Below are 13,623 nucleotides of genomic sequence, written 5' to 3' on the forward strand. Positions count from 1 at the left end.
ATGGACGACGTGACTGAGGCGGAGCGAGGAGGTGGCCCGGTGAACCCGCTGCGCGACCCGCAGGACCGCCGGTTGCCCCGGATCCCGGAGCCCTGCGCTCTGGTGATCTTCGGGGTGACCGGCGACCTGGCCCGCAAGAAGCTGCTCCCCGCGGTCTACGACCTGGCCAACCGGGGGCTGCTGCCGCCCGGTTTCGTGGTGCTCGGCTTCGCGCGCCGCGACTGGGGGGACGGCGACTTCGAGACCCTCGCGTGCGAGGCGGCCCGCAAGCACGCACGTACCCCGTGGCGGGACGAGGTGTGGGCACGTCTGGCCGGCAACATCAAGTTCGTCGGCGGCTCGTTCGACGACGACGCGGCCTTCGACACCCTGGCCTCGACGCTTGACGACCTGCGGCAGACCCACGGCATCACCGGCAACGCCGCGTTCTACTTCTCCATCCCGCCGGCCGCGTTCCCCGTCGTGCTCAAGCAGTTGGCCCGCACCGGAATGGCCGACAACGCGAAGTCCGGTGGTTGGCGTCGGGTCGTGGTGGAGAAGCCGTTCGGCAACGACCTGCCGTCGGCGAAGGCGCTCAACGACCTCGTCGACGACGTGTTCACCCGGGAGGACGTCTTCCGGATCGACCACTACCTGGGCAAGGAGACGGTTCAGAACATCCTTGCCCTGCGGTTCGCCAACAACCTGTTCGAGCCGCTGTGGAACTCCAAGTACGTCGACTCGGTGCAGATCACCATGGCCGAGGACGTCGGCATCGGCAGCCGCGCCGGCTTCTACGACACCGTCGGCACCGCCCGCGACGTGCTCCAGAACCACCTGCTCCAGTTACTCGCACTGGTGGCGATGGAGGAGCCGACCAGCTTCGACGCCGACGAGATCCGGACCGAGAAGCTGAAGGTGCTCAAGGCGATCACCCTGCCCAAGGACGTCGCCCGGGACACCGTCCGCGGTCAGTACCTGCCCGGCTGGGTCGGCGGCGAACGCGCCGTCGGTTACCTGGATGAGCAGGACGTCCCCGCCGACTCCACCACGGAGACGTACGTGGCGGTGCGGCTGGGCATCCAGAACCGCCGCTGGGCGGAGGTGCCGTTCTACATCCGGGCCGGCAAGCGGCTGCCCCGGCGGGTCACCGAGGTCGCCATCATGTTCAAGAAGGCGCCACACCTGCCGTTCAACGACGCCGACATGGAGTCGCTGGGCAACAACCAGCTGGTCATCCGGGTGCAGCCGGACGAGGGCGTGGTGCTCAAGTTCGGCTCGAAGGTGCCGGGCACGACGATGGAGGTCCGCGACATCGCGATGGACTTCCAGTACGGCGAGGCGTTCACCGAGTCCAGCCCGGAGGCGTACGAACGTCTCGTCCTGGACGTGCTGATCGGCGACCGCACCCTGTTCCCGGACGCCGCCGAGGTCGAGCAGAGCTGGCAGGTGATCGACCCCCTGGAGCACGCCTGGGAGGGCACCACCCCGGAGCCGTACCGGGCCGGTGAGTGGGGGCCGCGGGCCTCCGACGAGATGCTGGCCCGTGAGGGTCGCGCTTGGAGACGAGCATGATCGGGCTGTGGGACACCACCGGCAACGAGGTGGTCAAGGCGCTCGCCGCCGAGCGGCGCAGCGCCGGCGGGGTCGCCAGCGGTATGGCGCTCACCCTCATCGTGGTCGTGGACGAGAAGCGGGTTCGGGAGGCGGAAGCGGCGGCGACGATCGCCGCCGCCGCCCACCCGTGTCGGCTGGTGGTGGTGGTCCGCTCGGAGATCGAACGGGACCGCAACCGGCTCGACGCGGAGATCGTCGTCGGCGGTCGGCTCGGCCCGTGCGAGGCGGTGGTCACCCGCATGTACGGTCGGCTGGCCCTGCACGCGGAGTCGGTCGTGATGCCGCTGCTCGTTCCCGACGTGCCGGTGGTCACCTGGTGGCACGGGGAACCACCGGCGGAGATCGCCACCGACTTCCTCGGGGTGGTCGCCGACCGGAGGATCACCGACGCGGCGCAGGCGGCCGACCCGGTGGAGGCGTTGCGGCAGCGTGCCCGGGACTACGCCCCTGGCGACACCGACCTGGCGTGGACCCGGATCACCCCGTGGCGCACCCTGGTGGCCGGGGCGTTCGACACCACGAGCGCCCAGGTCACCGAGGCGACCATCGTCGCGCCGTCCACCGACCCGACGGCGGCCCTGATGGCCGGTTGGCTGTCCAGCCGGCTCGGCATCACCCCGCGTCGGGTGGACAGCAACGAGTCCCCCCGGATGCGGGAGGTGCAGCTCAGCTGCGCCAACGGCGACCAGCTCACGCTGACCCGCGAGGACAGCATGGCCGTGTTCCGGCGGACGGGCCAGGACGACCGGGCCCTGCCGCTGGTCCGCCGCCCGCTCGGTGACGAGCTGGCCGAGGAGCTGCGCCGCCTGGACGCCGACCAGGTGTACGCGGAGGCGCTGGGTGCGACCGTCGGGTTGCGGGGGTTGGAGCAGCGTCCCGCGCAGCGGGTGCACGTCTGGAAGGATCCGGCTACCGCACGGCGGGCCGAGGCCGGGGTCACCGCGCACTCCGGCACGAGCGGCGAGGGCTGATCCCCACCCGCACGACGTCGGGGCAGGGCCGGGTTGCGACCGGGCCCTGCCCCGAAACCTCCGGGGCTTTCGCCCCACCACCTCGGGCCCACCAGCCCGGGTACGACGCGACAGCGACCGCCCTGCGGTCGGGAAACGAAGGCGCATCCCATGAGTGAGGCGAGTGTCGCCGTCCACGCCGACGCCGACCTGCTGGCGCAGGCCGTGGCGGCCCGGTTGCTGGTGAAGCTGCTCGACGCCCAGGCCGACCGGGGCGAAGCGTCGGTGGTGCTCACCGGAGGTCGGGTCGCCGCGGCTGTGTACCGGGCGGTGGCGACACTGCCGGCCCGCGACGCGGTGGACTGGTCCCGGGTCGACGTGTGGTGGGGCGACGAACGGTTCCTGCCGGCCGGCGACCCGGACCGCAACGAGACGCAGGCTCGGGCCGCCCTGCTGGACGGGGTGCCGCTCGACCCGGCCCGGGTGCACCCGATGCCGGCATCCGACGGCCCGGCCGGCAACGACCCCGAGGCGGCGGCTGCGGCGTACGCCGACGAGTTGGCGCGCGCCGCCCGGCCCGGCCACGCCACGCTGCCGCACTTCGACGTGCTGATGCTGGGCGTCGGCGAGGACGGGCACGTGGCCTCGGTCTTCCCCGAGCACCCGGTGCACTACGACACCCGGCCGTGCAGCGCGGTGCGGGGCAGCCCCAAGCCGCCGCCGGTGCGGACCACCCTCACCCTGCCGACGATCAACACCGCCGACGAGGTCTGGCTGGTCGCCGGCGGCGCCGACAAGGCCCGTGCGGTGGGCATGGCGTTGGCCGGCGCCGGGCCGGTGCAGTTGCCGGCCGCCGGGGTGCACGGCGTGAGCCGTACCCGTTGGCTGCTGGACCGGGCTGCGGCAGCCGACGTACCCGCCCGCTTCCGCAGCCTGCGCTGAGGCCGCCCACAGCGGGGCCTTGCCGCCGGCCTAGCGGTGCGTCGGCTTCGGGCCGCGCCCTGCTCGCCGGTCGGCCTTGCCGCCGCCTCCACGGTGCGTCGGCCTTTGCGGCCGTGCCCTACTCGCCGCGGCGGCGGCGGAGCGCGGCGAGCGCCTCGGCCAGCAGCGCCTCGCCCTCCTCGGCGGTGCGCCGCTCCTTCACGTACGCCAGGTGGCTCTTGTACGGTTCGGCGCGGACCCGGCCGGGCGGGTTCTGCGCGTCCCGGCCGGCGGGTAGGCCACAGCGGGGGCAGTCCCACAGCGCCGGCGCCTCGGCGTCCGCGGCGATCCGGATGTCGATCCGGTGGTCGTTGCGGCACCAGTAGGTGACGTCCTGTCGGGGGGCGGGTTGGTGCCGCTCGTCGGGGCGCATCGGTGCGGACCCGACCCGGGCGCCACGGATGACGTTGCCACTAGGCACGGCTGCTCGCTCCTGTCGTCGGAGGGGACCCGCCGTCGTCGAGGGGTGGGCGGCGGGCGACGCGGTGCAGCGGAGAAAAGCCTGCGCGCGGCCCGTCGAGTGACGGACCGCGCGCAGATTGTACGACTTGACGCGCTCGCTCAGGCGCCGCTGTTCATTTGCAGGCGGAGCCAGAGCCCGAGGCCGACGATGGCGGCGAACCAGACGACGCTCACCAGAACGGTGTAACGGTCCAGGTTCTTCTCCGCCACCGACGAGCCGGCGAGGCTGGAGCTGACGCCACCGCCGAACATGCTCGACAGACCGCCGCCCTTGCCGCGGTGCAGCAGGATCAGCATGGTGAGCAGAATGCTCGTGATGACCAGCAACACGATCAACGTGTATGCGAACCAGATCGGCATGGCTGGGGTCAGTTCCTCTCGTAGCGATCCTCGCCCGGTCTGATCGGGCACGGCGGCACCGACCGGCGGACGGGCGGTGTCAAGGATACCGAGCGATCAGCGGGCGAGGTGCTCCGGGAAGCGGCAGATCTGAGCGAATTCCTCCGCGTCCAGGCTGGCGCCCCCCACCAGGCCCCCGTCCACGTCCGGCTGGGCCATGATCGAGGCGACGTTGGACGCCTTGACCGAGCCACCGTACAGGACCCGGACCTGGTCGGCGGTCTCCTGGTCGAAACGCTCCGCCAGTCGCTTCCGGATCGCCCCGCAGACCTCCTGGGCGTCCTCCGGGGTCGCGGTCTTGCCCGTGCCGATCGCCCAGACCGGCTCGTACGCGATCACGACCTGCCGCACCTGCTCGGCGGTGAGCCCGGCGAGGCCCCCGTCGAGCTGGTCGGCGCAGTGCGCCACGTGGGTGCCCTGCTCGCGGACGTCCAGCCCCTCCCCCACGCAGAGGATCGGGGTCAGGCCGTGCGTGAGCGCCGCCTTGACCTTGGCGTTGACGACAGTGTCGTCCTCGTGGTGGTAGGCCCGCCGCTCGGAGTGCCCGACCACCACGTACGTGCAGCCGAGCTTGGCCAGCATCGGCCCGGAGATGTCGCCGGTGTACGCGCCGGAGGCGTGCGGGGAGAGGTCCTGCCCGCCGTAGCCGATCAGCAGCTTGTCGCCGTCCACCGCCGTCTGCACGGTGCGCAGGTCGGTGAAGGGCGGCAGCACGACCGTCTCGACCTCGGTGAGCTGCTTCTCGGTGAGGCTCGCCGCCAGCTTCTGCACCAGCAGGTTGGCCTCGAGGTGGTTGAGGTTCATCTTCCAGTTGCCGGCCATCAGCGGCCGACGGGTGGTGCTCGCCATGTTCAGTTCTCCAGGGCCGCGATGCCGGGGAGGGTCTTGCCCTCGAGGTATTCCAGGGAGGCGCCGCCGCCCGTGGAGATGTGCCCGAAGGACGACTCGTCCAGCCCGAGGGCACGGACCGCCGCCGCCGAGTCACCGCCACCGACGACGCTGAACGCGTCGGCCTTGGTGATCGCCTCGGCGATCCCCCGGGTGCCCGCCGCGAACGCCGGCATCTCGAACACGCCCATCGGGCCGTTCCAGAAGATCGTCTTCGCCTGGGACAGCGCGGCGCTGAAGCCGGCAACCGTCTCCGGGCCGACGTCCAGCCCGAGCCGGTGGCTCGGGATGCCGTCCACGCGGACCGTGTCGTGCGCGGCATCCGGGGCGAACGCGTCCGCCACCACCACGTCGACCGGGAGCAGGATCTTGCCGTTGGCCCGCTCCAGCAGGTTGCGGCAGGTGTCGACCATGTCCTTCTCCAGCAGCGAGGTGCCCACCTCCAGGCCCTGGGCCTTCAGGAAGGTGAAGCACATCCCGCCGCCGATGAGCAGCCGGTCGACAGTGGGCAGCAGGGCCTCGATCACGGCGAGCTTGTCGGACACCTTCGACCCACCGAGCACCACCACGTACGGGCGCTCGGGGTCACCGGTGAGCTTGGAGAGCACCTCGACCTCACGCAGCACCAGTCGACCCGCGACGTGCGGCAACCGGGCCGGCACGTCGAAGACGCTCGCGTGCTTGCGGTGCACCGCGCCGAACGCGTCGTCCACGTACGCGTCGCCGAACGCGGCGAGCTGGTCGGCGAACGCGCCCCGCTCGGCTTCGTCCTTGCTGGTCTCGCCCGCGTTGAAACGCAGGTTCTCCAGGAGGGCGACCTGGCCGTCGGCCAGGCCCGCGACGGTGGAACGGGCCGACTCACCGACGGTGTCGGTGGCGAAGTGCACCGGAGCGCCGAGCAGCTCACCGAGCCGCCCGGCGACCGGGCTCAGGCTGAACTGCGGGTCCGGCGCGCCCTTCGGGCGGCCCAGGTGCGAGCAGACGACCACCTTCGCGCCGGCCTCGACCAGCGCGCCGAGGGTCGGCAGCACCGCGCGGATCCGGCCGTCGTCCGTGATGGCACCGGTCTGCTTGTCGAGCGGGACGTTCAGGTCGGCGCGCACCAGCACGCGCCGACCCGACACCCCCTCGGCGAGCAGGTCGTCGAGGGTCCGGATGCTCACAGCGACGAACCGACCAGCTTGACGAGGTCGACGAGGCGGTTGGAGTAGCCCCACTCGTTGTCGTACCAGCCGACGACCTTCACCTGGTTGCCGACGACCTTGGTCAGCGGCGCGTCGAAGATGCACGACGCCGGGTCGGTGACGATGTCGGTGGAGACGATCGGGTCCTCGTTGTAGACCAGGATGCCCTTGAGCGGGCCGTCCGCGGCGGCCTTCAGCGCGGCGTTGACCTCGTCCACGGTGGTCTCGCGACCCACGTTGACGGTGAGGTCGGTGACCGAGCCGGTCGGGATCGGCACCCGCAGGGCGTACCCGTCGAGCTTGCCCTTGAGGTCCGGCAGGACCAGGCCGATCGCCTTGGCGGCGCCGGTGGAGGTCGGCACGATGTTCAGCGCGGCGGCGCGGGCCCGACGCAGGTCCGAGTGCGGCGCGTCCTGCAGGTTCTGGTCCTGGGTGTACGCGTGGATCGTCGTCATCAGACCGTGCTGGATGCCGAACGTGTCGTGCAGGACCTTCGCCATCGGGGCGAGGCAGTTGGTGGTGCACGAAGCGTTGGAGATGATGGTGTGCTTCGCCGGGTCGTAGGTGTCGTGGTTGACACCCATGACGACGGTGACGTCCTCGTTCTTCGCCGGTGCGGAGATGATGACCTTCTTGGCCCCACCGTCGACGTGCGCCTTCGCCTTGGTGGCGTCGGTGAAGAAGCCGGTCGACTCGATGACGACGTCGGCGCCGACCTCGCCCCACGGCAGCGTCGACGGGTCCTTCGCGGCGAACGCCTTGATGGTCTTGCCGCCTACGGTGATCTCGTCGGCGGTGGCCTTGACCTCGTACGGCAGGCGGCCCAGGATGCTGTCGTACTTGAGCAGGTGGGCAAGCGTGCCGTTGTCGGTCAGGTCGTTCACCGCCACGACCTCGATGTCGGCGTCAGACGCCAGCACTGCCCGGAAGAAGTTACGGCCGATTCGGCCGAAGCCGTTGATGCCAACCCGGATGGTCACAGGTCCCATCTCCTCGCGTTCTGGTCGCCGGCCTCAGACAACGGGCCGGCGGAGTGGTGTGCGCCGACCGTTGGAGCCGGCCGTTGACGGTTCGTCTCGGCCACCCCGCCGCGGTCTGAGGACCTTGACCGCCCGAGGCGGTGTGCACGACGAGGAGTGCCTGTGTCGGCCCCCTTGCCGTACGCAGCGACCTTATCCGAGCGTGCGAGACCACGCTGCGCCGGGTCGTGCTCCCGGGCGCACCGTGCGGCCTTACCGTCCTATCAGACCACGAGCATGTCGGGCGTGACTGCCGCTTCGGTATCCGGGATGCCGAGGTCCCGGGCCCGCTTGTCGGCCAGCGCCAGAAGTCGGCGGATCCGCCCGGCGATGGCGTCCTTGGTCAGCGGCGGGTCGGCCAGCGCGCCCAGTTCCTCCAGCGACGCCTGCCGGTGCTCCAGGCGCAGCCGCCCGGCGTCGGTCAGATGGTTGGGCGCCTCGTCGGCGAGGATCTCCAGGGCACGGGTGACCCGGGCGGCGGCGGCGACCGCCGCGCGCGCCGAGCGGCGCAGGTTGGCGTCGTCGAAGTTGGCGAGCCGGTTGGCGGTGGCCCGCACCTCGCGGCGTACCCGACGCTCCTCCCAGGCGAGCACGCTGGAGTGCGCGCCGATCCGGGTGAGCAGCGCGGCGATCGCGTCGCCGTCCTTGACGACCACCCGGTCCACCCCGCGTACCTCACGGTTCTTCGCGGTGATGCCGATGCGGCGGGCCGCGCCGACCAACGCCAGCGCCGACTCCGGCCCCGGACAGGTGATCTCCAGCGCACTGGAGCGGCCGGGCTCGGTGAGCGAGCCGTGCGCCATGAACGCCCCCCGCCACGCGGAGACCGCGCAGCAGACGTTCGCCGCGACCACGTGCGGGGGCAGCCCGCGCACCGGGCGGCCCCGCACGTCGAGCAGGCCGGTCTGCCGCGCGAGGGCCTCGCCGTCCTTGACCACCCGCACGATGAAGTGGCTGCCCTTGCGCAGCCCGCCGGAGGCCAGCACGTGGATCTCGCTGGGATAGCCGTAGACCTCGGCGATCTCCCGGCGCAGCCGTCGGGCCACCGCCCCGGTGTCCAGTTCCGCCTCCACCACCACCCGGCCGGAGACGATGTGCAGCCCGCCGGCGAAGCGCAGCAGTGCGGCCATCTCCGCCCGCCGACAGCAGGGCTTGGGCACGTCGACCCGACTCAGCTCGTCCTTGACCGCGGCCGTCATCGCCATTGTGCGTCCCCTCACGGACCGGTTCCGGCGTGTCGCCGGAGATTACGTACGTGTCTAACGATCGGCGCCCAGGACAGGCACCAGTGCGGCGCCCAGGGCAGCCGGATCATGGCGGGGAGTGCCACCGGTGACGGCGACGGGGGCGAGGACCAGGCGGGCACCCAGCGATTCTGCCGCACGTTCGACCGGTTCGGGGTCACCCACCGCCTTGGCGTCGGCGAGCACGAGATCGACCTTGAGCTCGGGCAGGTACCAGTGCAGAGCCGCGAGGTGGTCGGCGACGGAGAGGCCGAGGGTCTCCTTCTCCGCGGCGAGGTTCAGCGTGACCAACCGCCGGGCCGAGGTGGACACGATCGCGTCGGCCAGCTGCGGCACCAGCAGGTGCGGGAGCACGCTCGTGTACCAGCTGCCCGGTCCGAAGATCAACCAGTCCGCCGCCCTGATCGCCTCGATCACCTCGGTGCAGGCCGGCGGGGCGGCGGGCGTGAGGCGCAGCGACTCGACCCGCCCGGTGGTGACCGCCACCTGGTGTTGGCCGCGTACGGTGCGCACCTCGTCGGGAGCGGCGGGGTCGACCCCGCGCACCTGCGCCTCGATGCCGACCGGCTGCCGGGACATCGGCAGCACCCGGCCGACCGCGCCGAGCATCGCACCGGCGTGCTCCAGCGCGGCCACCGGGTCGCCGAGCAACTCCATGAGACCGCAGAGCACGAGGTTGCCGACCGCGTGCCCGGTCAGCCCGTCGACGCGGGCCGCCGCCCGGTCCGCGCCCGGGCCCTGGCCATCCGCGCCGGAGTCGCGACCGCCGGCCCCCTGGTCCGCACCGGAGTCGCGACCATCGGTCGCCGCCCGGCCCGGGTCGGCTTCGCCGAGCTGCGGTACGCCGGCCGGCACGGCAGCGAAACGGTGCTGGAACAGCCCGGCGCTGCGCCGGGTCGCCGGGTGGTCTCCGGCCAGTGCCACCAGCGCCTGACGCAGATCACCCGGGGGCAGACCACCCCGCTCGGCGCGCAGCCGGCCACTGGAGCCGCCGTCGTCCCCGACGGTGACCACCGCGGTGATGTCGAGATCGAGCTCGGGGGCGCAGTGACGCAACGCGCGCAACGAGGCGGACAGCCCGTGTCCGCCGCCGAACGCCACCACCCGCCGGGCCGTCATTCCCGCCCCAGGTCGCGGTGCTGGGCGTTGGCCGCCAGCCCGGAGTGGCGCAGCCGCCCGGCCAACTCCTCGGCGATGGCGACGCTGCGGTGCTTGCCGCCGGTGCAGCCCACGGCGACGGTGAGGTACCGCTTGCCCTCCCGCTCGAAGCCGGTGGTGGTGGCGTTGACCAGGTCGGCGTACGAGGCGACGAAGGCGTCCGCGCCCTCCTGACCGAGCACGTACGCGCTGACCGCCTCCTCCCGCCCGGTGTGCTCGCGCAGCTCCGGCACCCAGTACGGGTTGGGCAGGAACCGGGCGTCCAGCACGAAGTCGGCGTCCGGCGGCAGGCCGTACTTGAAGCCGAAGGACAGCACGGTGACCCGCAGCCGACGCGCGTCCTCGCCGCCGAACAGCTCCTCGATGCGTCGGCGGAGCTGGTTGACGTTGAGGTGGCTGGTGTCGATGATCACGTCGGCCTGGTCGCGCGCCTCCTCCAGCAGGCCACGCTCCACGGCGATGCCGTCGGCCAACCGCCCGTCCCCCTGCAGAGGGTGCGAACGGCGGACGCTCTCGAACCGTCGGATCAACACCTCGTCGTCGGCGTCGACGAAGACCACCCGGGGCGAGAACCCGCGCTCCTTGAGCGCGCGGATCGCCCCGGCCAGATCGGTGGAGAAGGCCCGCGACCGCACGTCCAGCACCATCGCGGTACGCCGAGCCGCGCCGCCCGCCTTGAACGCCAGCTCGGCCATGTCCAGCATCAGCGCCTGCGGCAGATTGTCGACCACGTAGTAGCCGACGTTCTCCAACGCCCTGGCGACCGTGCTGCGGCCACCGCCGGAGAGCCCGGTGACCACCACGAGTGTGGTTTCCGACTCCGCCGCCGACTGCCCCTCGACCGCCTCCGGGTCGTCGATCCGGTCACCGACTGTGCGCGCCTCGCTCACCCGTACCCCCAAGCCGTGGCGCCGCGGCCGCCTCTGGCCGCGAGTGGTCAATCAGCGACTCTATCCCGCTGCCGGGTCCAGTCCGCGCACCCGCCACGGCCTGCCACCTCCGCCCTTGGTGACGATCAGTGATCACAGGTGCGCTTTTCGCGATCTTCGCAGGTCAGGCCGGACGGTTGGCGAGGGCGACGACCACCGCCCGGGTGCGCCGGGCGGGTGCTGTCGGGCTCGGCTCGTAGACTCCGCGGATGGCTTCTCCCACCGACCTGCGGACCGAGGGCGCGTTGCCGGTGCTGCGCCGGGTGTTCGGCTACGACGCCTTCCGCGGCTTCCAGCAGGACGTGATCGACCACGTGGTCGACGGCGGCGACGCGCTGGTGTTGATGCCCACCGGTGGCGGCAAGTCCCTGTGCTACCAGATCCCGGCCCTGGTTCGCGACGGCGTCGCGGTCGTCGTGTCCCCGCTGATCGCCCTCATGCAGGACCAGGTCGACGCGCTCACCGCGGTCGGCGTCCGCGCCGGCTTCCTCAACTCGACCCAGAGCCTCGACGCCCGGCGCCGGGTCGAGACCGCCTTCGTCGCCGGCGAACTGGACCTGCTCTACCTCGCCCCGGAGGCGCTCGGCGTCCGGTCCACGCTCGCCCTCCTGGACCGGGGCCGCATCTCCCTGTTCGCGATCGACGAGGCGCACTGCGTGTCCCAGTGGGGGCACGACTTCCGCCCCGACTACCTGGCGCTGTCGATGCTGCACGAACGGTGGCCGCAGGTGCCACGCATCGCGCTGACCGCCACCGCGACCAGCGCCACCCGCACCGAGATCGCGACTCGGCTCAAGCTCGACGACGCCCGGCACTTCGTGGCCAGCTTCGACCGGCCCAACATCCAGTACCGGATCGTGCCCAAACGGGAGCCGCGCAAGCAACTCCTGGCGCTGCTGCGCGACGAACATCCGGGCGACGCCGGGATCGTCTACTGCCTGTCCCGGGCCTCGGTCGACAAGACGGCGGAGTTCCTGGTCGCCAACGGAATTGCCGCACTGCCGTACCACGCGGGTCTCGACGCGGCCACCCGCGCCGCCAACCAGCAGCGCTTCCTGCGGGAGGACGGCCTGGTGATGGTGGCCACGATCGCCTTCGGCATGGGCATCGACAAACCCGACGTACGTTTCGTCGCCCACCTCGACCTGCCCAAGTCCGTCGAGGGCTACTACCAGGAGACCGGCCGCGCCGGACGGGACGGCCTGCCGTCCACCGCGTGGCTCGCGTACGGACTGCAGGACGTGGTCCAGCAACGCAAGATGATCGAGACGTCGGACGGCGACCTCGCCCACCGCCGGAACCTCGCCGCCCACCTGGACGCGATGCTCGCCCTCTGCGAGACGGTGCGCTGCCGACGCGTCCAACTGCTCGAATACTTCGGCGAGACGTCCACGCCCGCCTGCGGCAACTGCGACACCTGCCTCAGCCCGCCGGAGTCCTGGGACGGCACTGTCGCCGCCCAGAAGTTGCTCTCCACGGTCTTCCGCCTCGACCGTGAGCGCAACCAACGCTTCGGCGCCGGGCACTGCATCGACATCCTGCTCGGCAAACACAATGACAAGATCAGCCAGTACGGCCACGACTCGCTGACCGTCTTCGGCATCGGCTCCGAGCTGAGCGAGGCGGAGTGGCGGGGTGTGGTCCGGCAACTGCTCGCCGAGGGGCTGCTCGCCGTGGAGGGCGACTACGGCACACTCGCGTTGACCGCCGCCAGCGCCGACGTGCTGGGCCGCCGCCGAACGGTCACGATGCGACGCGAGCCGGAGAAGCCGGCATCGAGCCGCTCGTCGAAGCCGCGCGGCTCGGCCACCGTCGTCGCCGAGCTGACCCCGGCCGCCGCGCCGGTCTTCGAGCGCCTGCGCGGCTGGCGGGCGACCACCGCCAAGGAGCAGGGCGTTCCGGCGTACGTGGTCTTCCACGATGCCACGCTTCGACAGATCGCCACCGACGCGCCGGGCACGCTCGCCGAGCTGTCCCGGGTCAGCGGGGTCGGCGAGAACAAGCTCGCCAAGTACGGCGAGCAGATCCTGGCCGTACTGGCCAGCGACTGAGACACGGCGAAGGGCCGGGCCCCGTGGTGGGGTCCGGCCCTTCGTCGTTCGGGTGGTGCTGTGGTGTGGGTCAGCTGGTGGCGTAGCCGCGGGTGGCGATCCAGTCCGCGAGGTGCTCGACGGTCACCTGGTAGGAGGCGGTGTTCGGGTCGGCGGAGTCGGCGATCGTGACGATGGTGCCGTTGTCGCGGTAGCCGACGACGCTGATGTAGTGCCCACCCTCGAAGGAGTGGATACCACCGTCGGTGTCAGTCGTGGTGCCGGCGATGTTGGCGACCACGGCCCGGCCGTCGTCGACGGTGCGGACGATGTCGGCGCGCAGCTTGTCGGTCTGCTTGTCGTCAGCCGCCGGGGTGCTGATCTCGACGGAGCGGTAGGCGTCGTTCTTACCGGTCTCCTTGTTCAGCACCGGGGTGATGTCGTTGATCGAGTTCGTGCCGGCCTCGGTGGTGCCCATCTCCTTGGCCATGGCGTCCACGCTGATGTCCTTGCCCTGCACGGACAGGGCGTTGCGGGCGGCGGCGGGGCCGCAGTAGTAGAAGTTCGGCTGCGCCTCGTAGCGCACACCCAACTCCCGCTCACCGCTCTTACGGTCGGTCTGGGTCTGCGAGGTGGGCTTGGCGTCGGACATGGCGTACGCGGCGGTCACCGGACCGGCGATGGCACCACCGGTGAACGCGAGGCCAGCGGCGGTCAGCGCGGTCTTACGAATCAGATCGGTACGCATGATGGCGTGCTCCTCTGCTTCATCGGGGGATACGC

At 71.6% G+C, this 13,623-nt stretch carries 13 protein-coding genes; 4 read left to right on the forward strand and 9 right to left on the reverse strand.

Going from position 1 to position 13,623, the window contains the following annotated elements; all coding sequences use genetic code 11:
- The 3 genes from zwf (at position 1) to pgl (ending at position 3,488) form a co-directional block, all read left to right on the forward strand.
- Positions 1 to 1,554 carry a glucose-6-phosphate dehydrogenase gene (zwf, locus tag O7614_RS23660; protein WP_278140661.1) on the forward strand — a complete coding sequence of 518 codons (1,554 nt, stop codon included), beginning with the start codon at positions 1 to 3 and terminating at the stop codon, positions 1,552 to 1,554.
- Positions 1,551 to 2,567 (forward strand): glucose-6-phosphate dehydrogenase assembly protein OpcA, encoded by a 1,017-nt coding sequence (locus O7614_RS23665; protein ID WP_278140662.1) that lies wholly within the window; start codon positions 1,551 to 1,553, stop codon positions 2,565 to 2,567. Before zwf ends, O7614_RS23665 begins: the two co-directional genes overlap by 4 nt.
- A gap of 150 nt (positions 2,568 to 2,717) precedes the next feature.
- Positions 2,718 to 3,488, forward strand: a complete 771-nt coding sequence (gene pgl, locus O7614_RS23670) for a 6-phosphogluconolactonase (RefSeq protein ID WP_278140663.1) — start codon at positions 2,718 to 2,720, stop codon at positions 3,486 to 3,488.
- Between the two features lie 118 nt (positions 3,489 to 3,606).
- On the opposite strand, the gene O7614_RS23675 is transcribed toward pgl, so the two are convergent.
- From O7614_RS23675 to rapZ, 8 genes are all read right to left on the reverse strand, one after another.
- On the reverse strand, positions 3,607 to 3,948 hold the full coding sequence (locus O7614_RS23675; protein ID WP_088949250.1) for an RNA polymerase-binding protein RbpA: 342 nt from the start codon (positions 3,946 to 3,948) through the stop codon (positions 3,607 to 3,609).
- A gap of 140 nt (positions 3,949 to 4,088) precedes the next feature.
- On the reverse strand, positions 4,089 to 4,349 hold the full coding sequence (gene secG / locus O7614_RS23680; protein ID WP_124816438.1) for a preprotein translocase subunit SecG: 261 nt from the start codon (positions 4,347 to 4,349) through the stop codon (positions 4,089 to 4,091).
- Between the two features lie 96 nt (positions 4,350 to 4,445).
- Positions 4,446 to 5,237 (reverse strand): triose-phosphate isomerase, encoded by a 792-nt coding sequence (gene tpiA / locus O7614_RS23685; RefSeq protein WP_278140665.1) that lies wholly within the window; start codon positions 5,235 to 5,237, stop codon positions 4,446 to 4,448.
- 2 nt (positions 5,238 to 5,239) lie between these two features.
- Positions 5,240 to 6,439 carry a phosphoglycerate kinase gene (locus O7614_RS23690; RefSeq protein WP_278140666.1) on the reverse strand — a complete coding sequence of 400 codons (1,200 nt, stop codon included), beginning with the start codon at positions 6,437 to 6,439 and terminating at the stop codon, positions 5,240 to 5,242.
- The gene (gap, locus tag O7614_RS23695) at positions 6,436 to 7,440 is read right to left on the reverse strand and encodes a type I glyceraldehyde-3-phosphate dehydrogenase (protein WP_278140667.1); all 1,005 of its coding nucleotides are present in this window, start codon (positions 7,438 to 7,440) and stop codon (positions 6,436 to 6,438) included. The genes O7614_RS23690 and gap overlap by 4 nt, the downstream gene beginning before the upstream one ends.
- Positions 7,441 to 7,703: 263 nt before the next feature.
- Complete coding sequence (whiA, locus tag O7614_RS23700) at positions 7,704 to 8,684, reverse strand: DNA-binding protein WhiA (RefSeq protein ID WP_030337350.1); 981 nt, start codon at positions 8,682 to 8,684, stop codon at positions 7,704 to 7,706.
- Positions 8,685 to 8,738: 54 nt separating this feature from the next.
- On the reverse strand, positions 8,739 to 9,842 hold the full coding sequence (locus tag O7614_RS23705) for a 2-phospho-L-lactate transferase CofD family protein (protein ID WP_278140668.1): 1,104 nt from the start codon (positions 9,840 to 9,842) through the stop codon (positions 8,739 to 8,741).
- Positions 9,839 to 10,741 (reverse strand): RNase adapter RapZ, encoded by a 903-nt coding sequence (rapZ, locus tag O7614_RS23710; protein WP_278142353.1) that lies wholly within the window; start codon positions 10,739 to 10,741, stop codon positions 9,839 to 9,841. Before rapZ ends, O7614_RS23705 begins: the two co-directional genes overlap by 4 nt.
- Positions 10,742 to 11,019: 278 nt before the next feature.
- Here rapZ and recQ point away from each other — a divergent pair, with 278 nt between their 5' ends.
- On the forward strand, positions 11,020 to 12,861 hold the full coding sequence (recQ, locus tag O7614_RS23715; RefSeq protein WP_278140669.1) for a DNA helicase RecQ: 1,842 nt from the start codon (positions 11,020 to 11,022) through the stop codon (positions 12,859 to 12,861).
- A gap of 70 nt (positions 12,862 to 12,931) precedes the next feature.
- Here recQ and O7614_RS23720 read toward each other — a convergent pair whose 3' ends face one another.
- Positions 12,932 to 13,588 carry a C39 family peptidase gene (locus O7614_RS23720; protein WP_278140670.1) on the reverse strand — a complete coding sequence of 219 codons (657 nt, stop codon included), beginning with the start codon at positions 13,586 to 13,588 and terminating at the stop codon, positions 12,932 to 12,934.
- Between the last annotated feature and the right edge of the window lie 35 nt (positions 13,589 to 13,623).

The sequence above is a fragment of the Micromonospora sp. WMMD961 genome (assembly GCF_029626145.1).
Taxonomy (GTDB): domain Bacteria; phylum Actinomycetota; class Actinomycetes; order Mycobacteriales; family Micromonosporaceae; genus Micromonospora.